The sequence below is a fragment of the Paenibacillus pini JCM 16418 genome, assembly GCF_000576305.1.
In the GTDB taxonomy this organism is placed as follows: domain Bacteria; phylum Bacillota; class Bacilli; order Paenibacillales; family Paenibacillaceae; genus Paenibacillus_AQ; species Paenibacillus_AQ pini.
In genome coordinates, this window is the sequence record NZ_BAVZ01000006.1 from 175,049 (window position 1) to 193,781 (window position 18,733).

At 43.0% G+C, this 18,733-nt stretch carries 18 protein-coding genes; 10 read left to right on the forward strand and 8 right to left on the reverse strand.

Going from position 1 to position 18,733, the window contains the following annotated elements; translation table 11 throughout:
* Positions 1-12: 12 nt before the first annotated feature.
* The 8 genes from JCM16418_RS25855 (at position 13) to ypfJ (ending at position 8,995) form a co-directional block, all read left to right on the forward strand.
* On the forward strand, positions 13-705 hold the full coding sequence (locus tag JCM16418_RS25855) for a hypothetical protein (RefSeq protein WP_242403796.1): 693 nt from the start codon (positions 13-15) through the stop codon (positions 703-705).
* Between the two features lie 38 nt (positions 706-743).
* Positions 744-2,237 carry a glycan biosynthesis hexose transferase WsfD gene (wsfD, locus tag JCM16418_RS11150; protein WP_174890025.1) on the forward strand — a complete coding sequence of 498 codons (1,494 nt, stop codon included), beginning with the start codon at positions 744-746 and terminating at the stop codon, positions 2,235-2,237.
* On the forward strand, positions 2,238-3,785 hold the full coding sequence (locus JCM16418_RS11155; RefSeq protein WP_036648743.1) for a DUF2334 domain-containing protein: 1,548 nt from the start codon (positions 2,238-2,240) through the stop codon (positions 3,783-3,785). It abuts the gene before it with no gap.
* A gap of 10 nt (positions 3,786-3,795) precedes the next feature.
* The gene (locus tag JCM16418_RS11160) at positions 3,796-5,046 is read left to right on the forward strand and encodes a glycosyltransferase family 2 protein (protein WP_036648746.1); all 1,251 of its coding nucleotides are present in this window, start codon (positions 3,796-3,798) and stop codon (positions 5,044-5,046) included.
* A gap of 16 nt (positions 5,047-5,062) precedes the next feature.
* A complete protein-coding gene (locus JCM16418_RS11165; protein WP_242403797.1) occupies positions 5,063-6,496 on the forward strand; it encodes a cellulose biosynthesis cyclic di-GMP-binding regulatory protein BcsB in 1,434 nt (477 codons plus the stop codon).
* A gap of 10 nt (positions 6,497-6,506) precedes the next feature.
* Positions 6,507-7,154 carry a hypothetical protein gene (locus tag JCM16418_RS25860; RefSeq protein WP_242403798.1) on the forward strand — a complete coding sequence of 216 codons (648 nt, stop codon included), beginning with the start codon at positions 6,507-6,509 and terminating at the stop codon, positions 7,152-7,154.
* A complete protein-coding gene (locus JCM16418_RS11170) occupies positions 7,144-7,998 on the forward strand; it encodes a GGDEF domain-containing protein (RefSeq protein ID WP_036648748.1) in 855 nt (284 codons plus the stop codon). The genes JCM16418_RS25860 and JCM16418_RS11170 overlap by 11 nt, the downstream gene beginning before the upstream one ends.
* Before the next feature lie 145 nt (positions 7,999-8,143).
* Positions 8,144-8,995 (forward strand): KPN_02809 family neutral zinc metallopeptidase, encoded by an 852-nt coding sequence (gene ypfJ / locus JCM16418_RS11175; protein WP_036648750.1) that lies wholly within the window; start codon positions 8,144-8,146, stop codon positions 8,993-8,995.
* 81 nt (positions 8,996-9,076) lie between these two features.
* Here the strand turns inward: ypfJ and pgoN are convergent, their stop codons facing one another.
* On the reverse strand, positions 9,077-9,919 hold the full coding sequence (pgoN, locus tag JCM16418_RS11180; RefSeq protein ID WP_036648752.1) for a glyoxal/methylglyoxal reductase: 843 nt from the start codon (positions 9,917-9,919) through the stop codon (positions 9,077-9,079).
* A gap of 136 nt (positions 9,920-10,055) precedes the next feature.
* On the opposite strand from pgoN, the gene JCM16418_RS11185 reads away from it, so the two are divergent.
* Positions 10,056-10,892 (forward strand): DUF4362 domain-containing protein, encoded by an 837-nt coding sequence (locus JCM16418_RS11185; RefSeq protein WP_036648755.1) that lies wholly within the window; start codon positions 10,056-10,058, stop codon positions 10,890-10,892.
* Between the two features lie 73 nt (positions 10,893-10,965).
* Here JCM16418_RS11185 and JCM16418_RS11190 read toward each other — a convergent pair whose 3' ends face one another.
* Both JCM16418_RS11190 and pdxR read right to left on the reverse strand, forming a co-directional pair.
* Complete coding sequence (locus tag JCM16418_RS11190; protein ID WP_052020211.1) at positions 10,966-11,721, reverse strand: methyl-accepting chemotaxis protein; 756 nt, start codon at positions 11,719-11,721, stop codon at positions 10,966-10,968.
* A gap of 70 nt (positions 11,722-11,791) precedes the next feature.
* On the reverse strand, positions 11,792-13,216 hold the full coding sequence (gene pdxR / locus JCM16418_RS11195) for a MocR-like pyridoxine biosynthesis transcription factor PdxR (RefSeq protein ID WP_036648758.1): 1,425 nt from the start codon (positions 13,214-13,216) through the stop codon (positions 11,792-11,794).
* 126 nt (positions 13,217-13,342) lie between these two features.
* Between pdxR and JCM16418_RS11200 the strand changes: the two genes are divergently transcribed.
* On the forward strand, positions 13,343-14,302 hold the full coding sequence (locus tag JCM16418_RS11200) for a proline dehydrogenase family protein (protein WP_036648761.1): 960 nt from the start codon (positions 13,343-13,345) through the stop codon (positions 14,300-14,302).
* 144 nt (positions 14,303-14,446) lie between these two features.
* Here JCM16418_RS11200 and gnpA read toward each other — a convergent pair whose 3' ends face one another.
* Genes gnpA through JCM16418_RS11225 form a run of 5 tightly spaced genes read right to left on the reverse strand, consistent with a single transcriptional unit; the run spans position 14,447 to position 18,623 of the window.
* A complete protein-coding gene (gene gnpA, locus JCM16418_RS11205; protein WP_036648764.1) occupies positions 14,447-16,621 on the reverse strand; it encodes a 1,3-beta-galactosyl-N-acetylhexosamine phosphorylase in 2,175 nt (724 codons plus the stop codon).
* A gap of 13 nt (positions 16,622-16,634) precedes the next feature.
* A complete protein-coding gene (locus JCM16418_RS11210) occupies positions 16,635-16,817 on the reverse strand; it encodes a DUF6903 family protein (RefSeq protein WP_148298785.1) in 183 nt (60 codons plus the stop codon).
* Positions 16,818-16,832: 15 nt separating this feature from the next.
* Positions 16,833-17,486, reverse strand: a complete 654-nt coding sequence (locus JCM16418_RS11215) for a carbohydrate ABC transporter permease (RefSeq protein WP_036648769.1) — start codon at positions 17,484-17,486, stop codon at positions 16,833-16,835.
* Positions 17,465-17,716, reverse strand: coding sequence for a hypothetical protein (locus JCM16418_RS25865; protein WP_036648772.1), 252 nt, complete (start codon positions 17,714-17,716; stop codon positions 17,465-17,467). The genes JCM16418_RS11215 and JCM16418_RS25865 overlap by 22 nt, the downstream gene beginning before the upstream one ends.
* 13 nt (positions 17,717-17,729) lie before the next feature.
* Positions 17,730-18,623: a carbohydrate ABC transporter permease gene (locus JCM16418_RS11225; protein ID WP_036648774.1), complete on the reverse strand. Its 894-nt coding sequence runs from the start codon at positions 18,621-18,623 to the stop codon at positions 17,730-17,732.
* Positions 18,624-18,733 lie beyond the last annotated feature (110 nt).

Sequence of the window (18,733 nt, forward strand, 5' to 3'; positions counted from 1 at the left end):
GCGGTAGATGATATGCGAATAATTCGCGCGCTTCATGAGGGAGCAGCTTCATTTAAGGATTCTCGTTACACCAAGGAAGCAGATACCTTCGGCAGTCGCTTTTATCAATATAATGTTAAGAATGGGTACTTGTATGATTTCTATGATGAGAATTATAAGATAACCAATTCCTTTGTTACATTATGTTATGTAAATCTACAGTCTCTACAAGAGCTTCCAATCTCATCTACGGAAGAGCAGCAGTTGATGAAGAATATGCAAGATATTATCCGTAATGGATATCTATCAGACGACTTTCCATTTTACGAGACAAGGTATCAGTATGATACTAAATCATACAGTTCAGATCATATAAACACGGTAGAATCACTGCTTACCATATTAGAGCTAGCTGAAGTGCAGCAGCAGAATCCAGCCAGTATTCGTTACCTGAAGGAACAAGTGAAAGCAGGTACGTTATACGGCCAGTATACTAGGGATGGTAAGCCTACTAATGACATTCAATCGACAGCCATTTATGCTATTGCGGCTATGATTGGTTCAGAGCTTAAGGATAGATCACTGTATGAAGATAGCATTGGTCGAATGAATGAGTTTCAAGTAAAGGATGAATCGAGTGCATTTAAAGGCGGATTTGGTGATACCGCATCTAAGCAGGCCTATTCATTCGATAATCTAATGGCGTTGTTGGCTTACGCATACTAGCGAAATTATAGAGATCAACCGGAAGGAAGGCATACAGAATGGCAGGCATCAGATCTACATTAAACATAAAAAATAGAATGATGTTCTTAAGCCGGTATGTATCGCCAGCGATGCTTGCTGCAAGTGGAATTCTAGTGATCACGATTATTGCATTATTTGTACCTCCTTATATCGGAATGGCGGATAATGGTGACTATTATCGGATTCTATATAGTAATGGGGGTTATTTTAATACTCCAGACTACCTCAGTCATTACTTTGGATATTTCATCAAGGAATATGGGATTTTCCAATACTTTAATGAAAATAAAGATATGTTATTCTCATCCCAATCGCTATTTGTTAAATTTAGTCTTTGGGTAAACAAGCTATTTGATCAGAAGGTCTTTGATATTCGGGTGCAAGGGGCTATTTTCACAGCATTGTACACCGTAGCTATGTATCTGCTCGTAGAGAGTATTACATGGAAGGCACCACGTAAATACGGATATCCCATTGCCATCATCGCTATTTTTATTTTTGGAGATACAGGGTATACAGCCTACTTCAATTCTCTTTTTAGTGAGAGTGTCGTACTCATTATGACGGTGTTTGTGTTTGCATCGGGGCTACTACTCTATCGAAAAAGATACAATGACTACGTACTGATGTTCATATTCCTTATTAGTGGACTACTTTTAACGACAAGTAAGCAGCAGAATGCCCCGGTAGGTATTATTATCGCTGTCATGGGTGTCATTCTAGTATTTGTTCGCAAGCAAAATACTTACCGATATATGATGGCATCCTCACTTATTCTTCTCATGATAGCGGGTGTAGGAACCTATGTCTTAATCCCACAAGACTTTGTGAATATTAATAAATATCATGCGATGACCCGGGGGATATTGATGCAGTCGGATGATCCCGAAGCAGCGCTGAAGCAATTTGATATTGATAAGCAGTATGCTGTATTAAACCAAACGATTTATTTCGAGCCTTATATGACAGTTGATGTGGATTCAGAGATTTTGAAGGATAATTTTTATAATAAGTATGGCTTCGTTTCGATACTAAGCTACTATGTAACACATCCTTCACAGGCTGGTAAAATGCTTGATATCGCAGCTAAGAATGCCTTTACGATTCGGCCGCCAGCGATGGGGAATTATGAGAAATCGGCAGGCAAGCCATTTGGGACGCAGACCAAATTCTTCTCCGGATACAGCTTAGCCAAACAAGCGCTTGCTCCAAAAACCTTCGGATTTATTACCATCTGGAGCGTTCTCATCATTGGATTATATATGCCATCATTTATTGAAGCTGCAAAACGTAGGCAAATGAGACACATGGTACGTTTGCCCCTCATTGTGATGATGATCTTCATGGGACTGTCGGGCATTCTGGTATCCATTATTGGAGCGGGAGACGCTGACTTATCCAAGCATGAATTTCTATTTACCGCGGCCTTTGACATGGTAACCTTCGTAGCAGTCGGTGATGCGATTCGCCATCGCTTATGGCAGAGCGAAGAAGATCAGGGTGGTGATTAGATGTTCAGACAAATGATAGCAAGAGTCATCATGATGCTTCTAATTGTAGTGCTTGTCGTTCCGACTTCATGGGCGATGGCCGCAGAATCTGAACCGACGCATGTGTTGATAGTCTATGATAGCTTGGCTAAGGGAACTTCGAAAGAAGGCAATGTTGAGGCTCTTCAACGATTGCTTGCATCCGATGGCGTAAGAGTAACCCTCTGTAGTTTGGAAACCTATCAGAAGGGTACTTTGCAGCAATACGAGAAGGTGGTCGGCGTATTTAATACTTCCGATTTAAAGATCTCTAGTACGGATTATCTCTCTGATTTCGCAAAATATGATGGGGACTATATGCATATCGGTGCCATGCTACCTGCTAAGGTTCAATCAAGCTTGGGAATTCGTCTACAGATGAGCGAAGGAGAAACCATCCGGCTTCTGATGGGACAATTTATACAGGAGTCCATTCAAGTACAGCAATTGCCACGTATCATTGCAACGACGGGGCATACTTATGGCAACGTTACATCAACGAGTATGAACCATGCTACCCCATATGGAGTAAGAAATGATCGCTATGCTTACATTCCCTATTTTGAGAAGGGTAACCTTAGTGAATTGGCCTTATCTTATGTATTAAAGGATTGGTTTGCGATCAAGGGTGATCGTCATCAGTATATTGTTTTTAAAGACGTATATCCCTTTTCCGATCTGAAGCTGCTGGAGCATATGGCCGATAGGCTCTATGATGCAGGTATTCCGTTTATGGTGAGTGTGAATCCAGTGCTTAGTAACACAGACTATCCAGCAATGAAAAGATATCTAGAGACTCTAAAATATGTTCAATCGCGAAACGGCAGCATTCTAGTCAATGCTCCCTTTGTGGCTTCTCCCTTTAGTCATCTCAATCGTGATTTAGGGGCTCAGATGGAGACATTTATAGATGTTCTGGCAGATCATGGGCTGGCCCCTTTAGGCATTGGAGCAGAAATGTATTGGACCTATGATCAGCATTACATTGCAAAGGGGATGAAGTTCTTCGACTCTGTAGTTGAATACCCGAATGAGAAGATCATGTATAAAGAACAAACCAATACATCGCAGCCCTTTGAGTCTTCTTTATATAGCTTGCAGCCTGATTTCTTAAAGCAGTATTTGTATAAAAAAAGCAAAGTTATTGATCCATTACCCATGGATACAGCTCTGGTATTTAAGTTCTTTGCAGATGAAAAGGAGCTAGATAGGGCGGTTCAGCAGCTAGCGGATAGCTGGGTAACATTCGCTGATTACAAATACGAACAGCACAACGTAGCAACGCAGAAGAATAAGATTTCCTCAGATGGGGGATTTCTTCATATCAATGGTCAGGTCGTGGCCCTGAATGATGCGAAGAAGAGTGTAGACTCGAACTATACTTACAAGCAAGTAGAGAAGAAAAGCTTTGAGAAATGGTTCCATGTACAGGATCGAATTTTTATCGTAATTATATTATTTACGATCGTCGCCTTCGGTGTCCTCTTCATCTCAGGTTACAGGTTGTATAAGCGTAAATATTTCAAGTGAGGAGACAATCATGACAGTCGCAGATATTCTGATGTTAATCGCGGTTATATGTATCTGGTCGCTTCTACTGGTAAATGTAGTTCTTATCATAGCGGGCTATCTATATTACGTGGAGAGCGAAGGTAAGGAAGTACCCGCAATCGAAGGAGAGGCGCCATTTGTCTCCATAATGGTACCGGCGCATAACGAGGGGATGGTTATAACCCAGACTGTAGAGTCGTTATTGAAGCTGGATTACCCGCATGACCGATATGAGATTATTGTGATTAATGACAATTCTTCTGATGATAGCAGTGTGCTGCTAGGTCAGGTACAGAATAGATATCCCGGTCGTAATTTAATCGTAATTAATACGGATTCGATCACGGGAGGAAAAGGGAAGTCGAATGCGTTAAACATCGGTTTTGAACAGAGCCGAGGAGAGTTAATTGCCATTTATGATGCAGATAATACGCCAGAGAAGAAAGCTCTACGTTATCTAGTAGGGGAAATTATGAATGATAAGTCTCTCGGAGCGGTTATTGGTAAATTCCGAACTCGAAATCGTAATGCGGGCTTGTTAACGAGATTTATTAATATTGAAACCTTATCGTTCCAGTGGATGGCGCAAGCGGGCCGATGGAAATTGTTTAAGCTATGTACGATTCCTGGTACCAACTTCATTATGAGGCGTGAAATCGTTGAACAAATTGGTGGCTGGGATGTGAAGGCCATTGCAGAGGACACCGAAATCAGCTTTCGCATCTATATGATGGGCTACCGGATTAAATTTCAGCCCAAAGCGGTTACGTGGGAGCAGGAGCCGCAGACGCTTAAGGTATGGTTTAAGCAAAGAACACGCTGGGCGAAGGGTAATATTTATGTCATCGTGAAGAACGTCCCCTTACTATTTGATCGTTCAGCGAAAAGGATTCACTTTGATATCATTTATTTCTTATCCATCTATTTTCTCTTGTTGACCTCTCTAGTGATGTCAGACCTACTTCTTATTCTGCATGCACTAGGTTACGTACATACCACCATAGCCGGCTTTAGCCTATTCTTGTGGGTGCTGGCCATTATTCTGTTTATCTTAGGAACCTTCATTACACTTATTACGGAGAAAGGCGAAATGAGGTTCTCTAATCTATGGATTATCATGCTGATGTATATTTCGTACTGTCAATTATGGATGGTCGTAGCTGCCTATGGACTATACAACTATGTTAAAGACGTAATCTTCAAACGGGAAGCGAAATGGTATAAAACGGAACGTTATTAAGATTGGGGAGAAGAAAGTGAATACAAGATTCATTGCGATAGGCATGCTCTGCTTGTCCTTGCTGCTCGGTCCACTTGGACAGGTTTCTGCTGAAGTATCGAACACGAGTAGTGTACAGACATATGAGACCTTGTTTACGAATACAGATACTTCGTTATCGGGTGTCATGACTTCGAAGCAGTTCTTTTTTCAGAAGGAAGAGTATTGGAATGTAAGTAATGTGACAATCAACCTAGACTATCAGGTGACGCCTCTTGTATGGGGTGATCGTTCGAGTATTACTCTAGTGGTGAACGGAACGAAGTTCTATTCATTCAGACCTTCCGAGAATGAGCTTGATCAACAGCATCTAAAGATATCGGTGCCTAAAGGATTGTTAGTTAACGGAAATAATTCAATTTCTATTGAAGGATATATCCAAACGACCATTGATGATCAGGTCTGTGTCCCATTGGATCGACGGGATAATTGGCTTCAACTGTTTAAAACATCAGGCGTAGTTCTTAGCTACACCAATGGCATGTTAGATGGAAGCATTAGCGACTTTAACCGTCATTTTATTGGCCTAGACACGGTGAATAAGCGTAAAAATGCAATCGTAGTGCCCAAGAAGAGTCAAGCTGCAGAACTAGAAGCATCGGCGTACGCGTTATCAGGTTTCGCTAAGGCAAATCAGGTAAAGAGTCAGACGATACCGATGATTTCTTATGATGATACGAGTAGCTTGAGGGCTAAGAAGTTCGTTGTAGCTGTAGCTTTACTAGATCAGTTGCCTGCTGAGATGAAGAGTCTCTTGGCTGAACAGGATTTGAGCAGCAAAGCGATTATTCAAGTTGTCAATATGAACAAACAGCCAACCCTTGTGATTACGTCCCAAGATCCTAAATTGTTGATTAAGGCTGGACGTTTGGTAGCCAACCAAGAACTGGTTGGGCAGCTAAATGGAAACGTCAAAATAGTGGACGGCAGCACGAATGTGGAGACACCCATTGTTAATGTGAGTAAGAACGTGACGTTAACGGAGACGGGTGATCAGCTAAAGGGAATTAACCATCATGAGCAAACCTATTTCGTTTCCCTACCTGCCAATCGATCCATTGCTGATGCAAGCAAAATCAGTCTTGATATTCGTTATGCGAAGAATCTCGACTTCGATCGCTCCATGGTCACGGTGCTACTTAATAACACACCGATTGGTAGTAAGAAGTTAACACCGGAGCTTGCGAATGGAGATACCGTTACACTGCCTATTCCTAAAAATGCGGAGATAACCGGCAGCTTTTCAGTAACCGTAGCCTTCGATCTTGAACTAAAGAATGCCGGATGTATACAGCCTCAGGACCAGATGCCTTGGGCTTACATTACCAAGGATTCGAAAATGCAATTGAACACGAAGGACCGGAATGATTTATTATTTAATAACTATCCGAATCCCTTCCTAAGATGGTAGCTTTAACCAAGTGGCGGTCGTCGTACCGCAGGATTTGGACCATTATACGTATCTAGCGATTGCGAACGTATTTAACATGCTGGGTCAATATGCAGAAGGTAACACAGGCGATATCCAGTTCTATGAAGATCAAGTAGCTGCAACGGATCTACAGAAGCATAATGTTATTGCTGTTGGAACCTTTAAGAATAATAAGGTCATCCGAGATAAGAATGACAAGCTTTATTTTCAATATCGGCCGGATGGCACAGGGTTTATATCTAATGAAAAAATGAGCATTGAAGAAGATTATGGGAAGCGGATTGGGTCGCTACAGTTAATTGATTCTCCTTATGAATCTGGACATGGACTTCTTGCTGTAACAGGTGCGAGCTCGGAATATTTATATATTGCTTCCAAGCTGATTGCCAGTGACAGTACGAAGTGGAAGGTTTCTGGGGACGGTGTGGTTACAGATAAAGATGGTAATATCAATGCCTATCGTTTCAAAAAACAAACAGGAGAGAACCAATCTTCGGTAATTAGCGATGTGGTCCAGAGAAGTGACGTATTAGGCTTTATGGTAGCCATCGTATTGATCCTGGTTCTGGTTCTAATATCTCTGATCCTGATCATTCGTAAATACAGAAAGAAGCGGGGCGAGAGCGATGAAACGTAATCAAAGCAGCCTTTTATCAGACGGCGCCTTTCTGCTATTGTTTGTTATTTGTTTTATATGTATCGTCTTCACTTCAGGCGATCCTAATCGGTATATCCAAAATATCATTTTATTAAATGTGGCCTTTTTAATTTCAATTGTGACTTATTTTACGACCGTGACAACGGGCCTGATTCTGAACATTGTGTTTATTTTCGGATACGGAACATTCACCCTCTATCAAACGGTCGTTCAAGGTGGAGTCGTGGGCAGTCAGAATTATTTTTGGCTGATTATGATTCCTGTGTTTACTTTAGTGACTTGGATGCTAACCTCCGCTAATAAGCAGTTGCAGATGGAGAAGGAAGAATTGCAGAAGAAGAACACATCATTGGCTACAATGGATGAACGCACGAATTTAAAGAATAGTCGCTTATTTCAGAAGGATGCTAATGTATTTATGGCTCTTTCAACTCGCTATCAAATTCCGCTGACGCTCATGGTAGTGACCGTGAAGTATTGGGATGAACTCAGTGGGATGATTAGCGAAGAACAAATGACATCGATGATTTATGATATCTCTAAATTAAGTGAGACGAGTATACGGATGAATGACTCTCTATATATGCTCAATACAGAGAATCCAACATGGGGAATGCTGCTCTTTACAGATCAAGAAGGAGCTGGTGTGGTCATTCATCGTTTGAAGGAGAAGGTAGCTTCCTTCAATACGATTGAGTTTGCCGACAAGTATAAGATTGAGCTTAATCTTACGATCGGGGCGGTTGAATATCAGCCAGATATCATCCCGACGCCGCTCGATTTCATCGCACAGGCACGGAAACAATTGGAGTATGATGTATAGTTTAAGAGTTGTGAATTGCAGAAGACCGGAAATCTCCTCATAGGAGTTTCCGGTCTTTCTATTCCCACGTGTTACACCGATGGCAAATTGGGGTTAAGTACTTTTGTATAATCTATGGCTTCATATCTGATTAGGAGGTACTACCATGCAGTGGAAGGGTAGAAGAGAAAGCTCAAATGTTGAAGACCGACGTGGCAGGGGTGGTAAAACCATTGTCGGAGGCGGTATTGGTGGTATCGTAATCTTACTAATCGTAACTTTACTTGGTGGAGGCAGTCCAGGAGACATATTGAACAGTATTACAGGTTCGGGCTCAAGTTCGAACTCTAGCACCCCATATCAAGAAACAGCACAGGAGAAGGAGCTGTCGGAGTTTGTATCCGTTGTTCTTGCAGATACAGAAGATGTATGGACAGATGAATTCAAAAAGAGAGGGTTAACATATACAGACCCAACCCTCGTACTCTATACAGATAGTGTACAGTCGGCATGCGGGACAGCGGGTTCTTCCGTAGGTCCATTTTATTGCCCAGGAGACAGTAAGCTTTACATCGATTTAAGTTTCTACGATGAGCTTAAGCAGAAGTTTCAAGCCCCAGGTGACTTTGCGATGGCGTATGTCGTTGCTCATGAAGTCGGGCACCACGTTCAAACCTTACTAGGGACTTCAGACAAGTTGAATAAACTTCGCAGTTCGTTAAGTGAGAAGGAGTACAACACCTATCAAGTAAGGTTTGAACTACAAGCCGATTATTTGGCCGGCGTGTGGGCGAACCATGCTCAAGGTAAGAACCTACTGGAAAAAGGTGATCTCGAGGAGGCCCTTACTGCGGCAAGTGCTGTAGGTGATGATACCATTCAGAAAAAAGCTCAAGGTTATGCAGTCCCCGAAAGCTTTACGCACGGGACTTCGGAGCAGAGGATGAATTGGTTCAATAAGGGATTCAAGTCAGGTAAAATTGAAGATGGAGATACCTTTAGCGCAAGTAAGCTGTAGGCTGCAGTTTGGGGATTGTAATATGCTAAAAAGCGGACATTCTAATTTAAAGAATGTCCGCTTTTATTTTCGTGAAGAGTTTTAGAAATTGAAGTTATCCGGATCGGGACCAACACGCACATTTTCGTTCAATGCGTCAATTTGTTCTACGTCTTCAGGCGTAAGCTCGAAATCGAAGATCGAGGCATTCTCGATGATACGGTGCTCCTTCGTTGACTTCGGAATGGTAACGACTCCAACCTGCAAGTCCCAGCGAAGAATAATTTGGGCTACCGATTTATGATGCTTATCGGCAATTCCCTTCAGAACTGAATTATCCAGCAGTTGTCCCTGCATTAATGGAGACCAAGCTTCTAATTGAATGTCGTGCTTTTTCGTGAAGCTTAGTAGTTCTTTTTGTGTCAGCTTCGGATGCATTTCAACTTGGTTGACCATAGGTTTAATGGTAGAGTCCTTCATTAGATCCTCAAGGTGATGAATTTGGAAGTTGCTGACGCCAATCGCTTTAATGCGACCTTGGTTATAGAGCGTCTCTAATGCTCTCCAAGCGTCTTTATATTTGCCAGCCACTGGCCAGTGAATAAGATACAAATCTAAATATTCCAGTCCGAGTTTCTCTAGGCTCGTCTCATATGCAGCTAGTGTAGAGTCATATCCTAAATCTGCATTCCACACTTTAGAAGTGATGAAGAGGTCTTCTCTGGAGAGATTATTCTCAGAAAGGGCTTCGCGAATACCTTGACCAACACTACTCTCATTACCATAAATAGCTGCGGTATCGATGCTGCGATAGCCATGTTTAATGGCTGCTTTTACAGAGTCTATCGCATCTGCACCCTCTTCTACTTTAAATACACCAAGTCCAAACCAAGGCATTTGTACACCATTGTGCAGAGTTGTTGTACTTTTTACATTTTCGATCATCATTGTTGCCTCCAGTGTGAGTAATATGAATATACTATTGTATACCCATAGATGAGTAGTATGCACAATTTTAGCTTATAAACCGTTATGCAACTCTTTACCCAGCAACTGCGTCTGTAGCTAGAGGTGAACCCATGTGAACCATAAAATAGTCAGTCTACTAATCGTTCTTGGTTTATTACTTACAGGATGTAACACTAACCAAAATGAAATAAAAGATAATAAAAACAATCTTTCGCCGCATATTAAATCTGTAGATCCTCCAGCGGTAAAAGATATTGGAGTGCCTGATCAAATAACCATCAGCCGTGGAAATACATTTGGTCATGTGAATGATAAAATCTATGGCATTCTGACAAAGAAAGGGCAGGAAGAGGCTTTCACTGAAGCAATACAGACGGCGCAGAAGCTATTAGGGGAGCTGAATGTAATAGAACCAGACTATGATGTAGTCATAAGGATGAACAGCTCACAGCAAATGATTCATCTATGGCTAGGTGAGGCAGCGGAGAACGGGATGTTTGCCTATATTTCGGATACGGGTACAGGATATCGGTTAACTAAGGAGTCAACAGTGGAGCTACGTAGGATAATCAAAGGTATCATATACGATTCTAAATTAGCTGAGAAGAATGGGGATATCATACCCAACGTCGATAACGTACTGAATAAGAACAGGTGGGAGGCTTTTCTTCAAAATGTGAAGATAGGTCAGAATGATTCCGTTCAGGTGACGAGGTATTCAATTGAAGGGAATCCTATTTTTTATAATCTGGATTTCGATGGGAAGCAAGTTCATTATCAATTTGATGCTACACATGATGCTTTTGGTACTCAAGAGAGACATTTTGATGTCTGTAAAGAGATCAATTCTAAGCAGGCCGAACATGGAACAGCATACCATTTAACCGGATGTAGTAGTAACAACAACCAAGATAATAAGACGTTTAGTTTGCTTATTCCTAATTCATAGCTATGTATATACAAAAGGTTGATCTATCCCTAGTGGATTAATCAACCTTTTATTGATTCTGAATTAATGGAGATTACACCTTGATTTGTTGGACAGACTCCCGTAAATGATGTGTCATATCCCTTAAGGTTACCGCGGATTCGGCGAGATAACGTACAATCTGAAGCTGTTGATCTGTTAATTCATCAATTTGGAGTGTTTGATCGGAGGTGGTCTTGGCAATATTAGCGATATCGATCACGGTTGCGGAGACTTCCTCCGAGTTAGCCGTCATTTGCTCCGTAGCGGCAGAAATATCGTGAATTTGTCCCGTAACCAATCTGAACATCTCGACTACATTAGAGAACGATGTTCTGGCCCCCTCAGACAAGGACGTGCCGCTGCGTACTTCCTGAGAGCTATTCCCCATCGCTTCGCTAATGCGAAGTGATTCATGCTGAATATTATGCAGCAGGGCTCCAATTTGCTCGGTAGAACGGGAAGTGCCCTCCGCCAGCTTTCTGACTTCACCAGCGACAACAGCAAATCCAGCGCCATGCTCACCGGCGTGTGCTGCCTCAATGGATGCATTTAACGCAAGCAGCTTCGTTTGATTTGAAATTTCAAATATAACGGCTAGAGCGCTTTCGATGTCTTGTGAGTATTCGCGCAAGGTGGATACGCGCTTAACCGTCTCCTCTGTAGTCGAAGAGATGGTATGAATCTGATGATTCATCTGCTTTAGCGTATCTATTCCCATGTCCGCGCTATGTAGCGCTCTCATCGAAGCATCTGAAACGGTTGAAAAGGATTCGGAAATACGCTGGATTGTGTGTGAAATCTCTTCCATAGATCCCTTTTATCTATGCGTAGTTACTCTATTATTCGATAGATTTCGACATTATTTTCCAAGTTCCTCCTTAGATTTGTGATAGTGTGTTGAATATTCTCCGAATTCCTTCGGAGATTCGATTTTCTGTCAAATTTCCAAATCCAAGAATGATTTGTTGCCGATGTTTGTCTTTATGGAGAGCGTGAATATCTACAGGATGAACCTTTACGCCACTCAGCTCTAGCTGATGTAACAAGTCCGGAGTGAATGTTATACCTGCAAATTCAGCAACGAGATGAAGTCCCGTAGAATCACCGATTATCGTTACTTGCTCCCCGAAGCTTTGAGACAGGGCATGCATCAGGAAATCGCGCCTTTTGCGATAGAGCTTTCGCATTTGTTTAATATGGCGATCTAAATATCCCTCCTCCATAAAGCGGGCAAGTGTAAGCTGTTCCAATGCTGGTGTGTGTAGGTCGGTTAGCCATTTCAAACTGCGAGCAGCCTCAATATGAGCACGGGGCAAGATGATATAACCCATACGAAGCGCAGGCGATAGAATTTTGCTGAAGGTTCCGATGTAGATCACCCGATCCGGGTTTAATCCCTGTAATGAGCTTACAGGAGGACCCTCATACCGAAATTCACTATCATAATCATCCTCCACAATATAACTGCCATGGGCTGCAGCATATTGAATTAACTGGACACGGCGCTGGATGGGCAGGACTCCCCCAAGTGGAAACTGATGAGAAGGTGTTACATAAATAAATTTTGGTTTTATATTCTCAGGCATAAGCTCTGTTAGCAAGCCATGTCGATCGACTGGAACAGGATGAATAGTTGTGTCAGGGAGAGAGAATATATTGTGGATTTCCATGGTAATGGGGTCTTCTAAAATCACATCAGATATCTCAGACAATAGCAGCTTAGCAATTAAAGATAGAGCCTGCGTGGCACCTGTTGTAATGAGCAGTTGATCGGGATCGCAAATGACACCTCTTGTGCGGTGTAAGTACTGAGCTATGATTGTTCTTAGTTCCAAACGTCCTTCCGGTTTACCATATCCAAACGCCTCATTCGGTGCTTCCATACAAGCGCGCTTTGACAGTTCAGACCATTGTTTTCTAGGAAAATGATCCAGCGCAGGGATGCCGTGACGAAAATCAATCAGATCATGGGTAGCTTGTACTGCTTCTTCTCTAGATGCTGTAGATGCTGCAGATGGAGTGAACTGTGGAACATGTTTGCCTTTATTTATGTTCATAAGCGTACCCTCGGCAACGAAGGTACCAGAGCCATGACGGCCTTCAATATAGCCTTCCGCGAGCAATTGTTCATAAGCCTCAACAATGACTGTTCTAGATACTTGTAGGCTAGCTGCAAGGTCGCGGGTGCTGGGCAACTGCTCTCCAATCTGGAGCTTACCCTTCAATATTTGATTGCGAAATTCGGTGTAGATCTGCCGGAATAAAGGAATGCCAGCGTCTCGATTAATGGGAATCCATGTCATACAATCCATCCTCATTCCAAAAGTGGTCTGCTCATTTTAATGAATAGTGATCCTTTAACTCACCACTTTAACACGGTAGATTTAATGTTGGAAGCTCATTATTAGTTGAATTTGGGGGCGAAAGAGATGATTGTTGAAGATCTTCATGGTTTGGCTACGAATGCGTTGAAAATGATTGCGCGTAATGGACAAATGAAACAGTATATAAAGAACACAGACCCTTTGTATTCTGTATTATTAGGTGCGGCCCAGCGATTTGTGGCAGGGGAAACGAGGGAAGCTGCAGTATCCCAGGCCTTAGACCTTCATACTAAGGGGTACTCGGTGTCTATTGAATGCATTGGCGAAAATTTCAGTACAGAGCGAAAGTGCATTGAGGCGAAAGATGAATTTATACAACTGATTCAAACGAGTGGAAAAGCTGGGTTAGACACCACGGTGTCACTGGACTTATCCCATATTGGCTTGACGGTGAGCGAAGAGTTAGCTTATCAGCATCTTATTGAACTCGCACGCGAGGCGGCTCATTTTGGGATAAACATCATGATTGGAGCGGAGGAGTCTTCAAAGACGAACATGATTCATGCAATTTATAAAAGAGTCCATGAGCGCTATACCAACGTAGGCATTACCATTCAAGCTTATTTGCATCGTACCGAGCTTGATTTGGCAGAGCTGAAACATTATGGTGGCCGAATTCGAATGGTGAAGGGGGCCTATCAGGAGCCAGAGGAACAGGCTCTACCACGTTCGGAGCAGCTACGGGAGAAGTATATTCAAATGATGGGTTTCCTCATATCTGAAGGACGAAGTATATCGATTGCGACACATGATGAGCTTGTAATTGAGGAACTTCGTCAACGAAGATATCTGAAGCAATCCAATGTGGAGCTTGAGATGTTATATGGTATTCGTCCAGAACTGGCTATAAAAAATAAAAACGACGGATATCGTACAAGAGTATATGTGACCTATGGAACAGAGTGGCATCTTTATTTCTTTCATCGTCTGGCGGAGTATCCGCCGAATGTATATCAGGCGCTTGCAGATATGGTAACGCCATCAGCGAAGGCAGAACTCTATTAAGTGAGAATGTAGATTACACGGGGCGCCCTCCTTAGCATGGGTTACTTGCTGGGTTTATGAAGTGATGGGAACCAAAAAGGCTCCGTAGATGCGCATCTACGGAGCCTTTTTAATATCCATGCAAATGAAGTTACTCCAGTTATTCTAGATTTCGTACCACTTGATCTCATTTGCTTCCATGTTCAGTGGGAAGCTTGATCCGTCACCGCGGTAGATGATGGTTTCCTGCGGCTCATACGTATTGTTAACGACACAGTACTTACCATTTTTGACATAGGCATGGACCTCAACGTTATAGTTATCGCTGAACCAGTGGTTTAGATCTTGCTCACTGTGGGCACTCCACAGGATGGCACGGTACAGCAGGCGACTGTTCTCGAAGCTGTATGGAAGACCACTAATATATACACTACGACCCTTGCCAAAGCTGTTGACGGCAAGCTGGACCTCTTTGTCGATCTGTCTCAAGATGGTTGTTCCCTCAAGTGCAAAAATATTCTTCTTGCCCTCACCGAAGTCGATTTCCTTATGACCGTCCGCGTCCGTTTTGCAGTCCGCAGTAATAAAGTGGTCATGCTCATCCCAGTTGTACTTATCATAACCGAGGGTAAAGCCGCGCTCCTCTTCCACACCAAGGATGCTGGCAAGCTGGAAGTATCGACCATTGGCCTGATGTGCAGCAGGTTCGCCAACACCGATAAAGCCGCCACCTTCATGAACAAATTTCTTCACTGCGGCAATGATATCTAAATCTAGCCACCATTCTCCGCCTGTATAAGCGGTATCCGCATCACCAACATTGAGAATAACATCGATTCCATCCAGAATCGTTGGATCCTGCTTGATGTCATCAAAGCTTATAAATTTTACATCAAAAGGGGCACCAGATAGAGACTCAATAATGCCGGAATAGCTATAATTTTGTTTGTAGTACAGTGCATGATGCACCATATGGTTCCCCCATGCACGCATCTTGCCCCAGCAATTGAGCACGGCTACCGTCTTGACGCAGTAAGGTGTTGTCCCATGAACATTGTCATACAATGTACGGAATTCATCACATACACTCTCGATATAATCGATGAAGTCTGGGAAATCAAGTGCCAGCTTCAAGTATCCGCCATAACCAATCCGATCAATTGGCTTGCGTAGAATCGCACGTCTTGCGGTCACCCAGTTCACCTTTGCTTCGCGGACGGGGTCGCCGCCTTCATGGAACGTATCGGGGAAGAAATAAGGAAGGAAGCGTCCTTCAGTGTATTTTACCCCAGGGATATCACTGATGAGTCGAAGTGTAGAGCCATTACCCACACTGCCTACGACAGCATCGAGCCCAATGGTTGTGAATTCTTCCATAAAAGGTTCCGTACCGATCCAGTGATCACCAAGGAACATCATCGCTTCTTTTCCACATTCGTGGGTGATATCGACCATTTCCTTCGCAAGCTTAGCGACTTCACGCCGCTGAAAAGCCTGGAAATCACGGAACTCCTTGGTCGGTATACGATAGTTATTGTTGTAATAGCCTTGGTCTATGATGAATTCAGGCCGGAAGGTGTAACCCACTTCCTGTTCGAATTGCTCAAGAATATAGGGGCTAACGGAAGCGGAATAGCCGTACCAATCTACATATTTCTCACGAGCGAGTTCATCAAAGATAAGGGTGAATTGATGGAAAAAGGTCGTATAGCGAATGACATTCACATAAGGATGTTCTTCGATGAACTTACGAATCCGCTCCATCGTGAAAGCACGCGTTTTCGGCTGGCGAACGTCAAACGTAATCTGGTGCTCAACATCCTTCCAACCATTCACGACCGCATTATACATATGAACGGGGTCCCACATGATATAAGCTAGAAAGCTAACGGTGTAGTCATGAAATGGAATGGAGGTAATGCTTACATCACCAGTCTGTTCGTTATAGCTCCATTGCTCAGTGGGTACAACTTCGCCTGTGGAGCGGTCTATAATCTCCCACCAGCGCTTGATATCATCATGGCTATTCACCTTAAGCATGTCGGGGTATAGCCCCTTCATCAAGTGAATGGACAAGCTAGTACTCTCTGCCGTATAGAACGGTGTCATCAGATACAACTGTTGAATCTCTTCTGGATTAGCACTCGCCCATACATTGTCCTTACGGGTTGTATAGTAAGTGGAATATACTTTAGCATCAATATCGCGCAGTTCGTTGGGGAAGTCCGTTCCATCGCAGTCGCGCACGGCGTCAGCACCCCAGCGTTTCATGACTTCATGGGTTTGAGAGATCACATCCAGATCTGTTGGAATAGTGACCCGTCCTGTATTCTTGCTCATGATTATCTCCTCTTTATCTGTATTTACGGTTATAGAACCATAGCAATCCTATGAGAGCAGCCAGACCCAGCAGCATAAGCCCAAGTCCGGGTGCACCTATATGTTTCTGTCCAATGACAACCATCGCAACACCTGCGATGAGTACAATCCACATCAGCAAATTGCGTAGAAAATTTGAATTTGAATCGTTCATCATATCACCTTTAACCTTTCAGCCCGCCGAGGTCATACCTTGGGTGAGCTTCTTTTGTACCAGAATATACAGAATGAGCGTCGGTAGCATGACAAGCACAAGACCTGCGTACATCTGTCCGTACTCAACGGAGGATTTCTGAGCAGCCATCAGGTTCATTAGACCGACGGGTAGCGTTTTGAGACCCGGCTTGGTTAATAGCGTCATCGAAATGATATATTCGTTCCAGAAGGATAGGAAGTTGAATAGAATGACCGTCACAATGCTAGGCTTTGCCATGGGCATAATGACCTGAACCATAGTGCGGAAATAGCTAGCACCATCCACAGAGGCTGCTTCTTCGTATTCCTTCGGCAGGGATTTGAAGTAGCCTGATAGTAAATAAATCGTAAAGGGTAGCGCCATAGCAGCATAGACCAGCGCAAGAATAAAAAGATTATTAAGTAGAAATGGATGTCCAAACCAGCTGCGGATTACCTTATCGCCGTTGTTCAACATCAGGAAGATGGGAACAATGATATAGTTTACGTTAATGAACAAACCAGCCATGAACATCAAATTAAAGATCATATTTCCTCTGAATTTATACCGTGCAAGGACGTAGGCCGCTGGTAAAGCGATAAGTAATAAAAGGCCAATCCCTAGAATAGTCACAATCGCGGAGTTAAGCATGTAGTGGCCCATTTGAGCCTTTTCCCATGCGTCAGTAAAGTTTTGTAGGTGGAATCCCTTTGGTAGAGCCCAAGGACTACCGTAAAACTCAGCATCTTGTTTAATGGAGCAAGAAACGCCCAAGCCACTGGAACAATGATGACGATCGAAAGGACAATAAGCGCAATATAGATTAGCCCGATAAAGAACTTTTGGCTGCGGCTGCTTTCGTTTAATTTATCTTTATTCATGTTGTTCCCTCCTTTAATATTCCAGATTGTCCCGTTTGGTAACTGCGTTTAGAATGGCAGCTAGAGCAAAGGAGAATAGGAATACAACAACACCAATCGCCATGCCATAACCATACGAGGAGTTGGTGTAAGCTTCTTTGTACATATAACTCAGGAACACCTCAGTGGCACCGTCTGGACCACCGCTCGTCATGGCCATAACAAACAAGAAGCTCATGTTAATGGTGCTGATGATGAAGAAGGTGAGAGTGGTTCGAATATTTACCCAAATGAGCGGGATGGTAATGCTGAAAAATTGTGTTGTTCGACTTGCGCCTTCAAGATCAGCCGATTCATAGAGACTGTCTGGAATGTTAGCCATACTGGCCATGTACATGACCATGTAATAGCCGATGGCTTGCCAGATCATAGCGCCAGCGAGACTGAAAATAACAATCTTCTGATCGCCGAGCCACAGCGTAGGTGTTTCCGTTGCTGAGCGGAACAAATTCGTGAAACTATTCAATAGCCCACTGTTTGGGTCATAAATAGCGGAGAAAATGGCACTAATAACAACGATTGAAAGAATGTTCGGGATGTAGAAGATGATACGAAATAGATTTTGGCCTTTTAGCTTCTCGCGGGTAAGCACGGATGCAAATAGCAGTGAGAATGCAAAGGTTACGATCGTGACGATGACGATAAGCAGCACACTATTTTGAAACGTCTGATAGAATTTGTCGCTATGAAACAGCTTGGTGAAGTTTTGAAACCCTACAAATGTTTTGTCATCGGTATATCCGCCCCACTTGTACATGGACATGCGGAACACGTCTATAGTTGGGATAATCAAAAATATAATGAATAAAATTACAGCGGGTGTGAGACAGAAGAAAATAAAACGGCCTCTCCCTTTTGTGGTTTCCATTGACCCATCTCCTTCCAAAGGTAAAAATAACGGTGGGCAGCTTTCGCTGACCACCATCATCCTCAGACTTTATCGGGGTCTTTACGATTTAACGTTATGCCCTGAGCAAA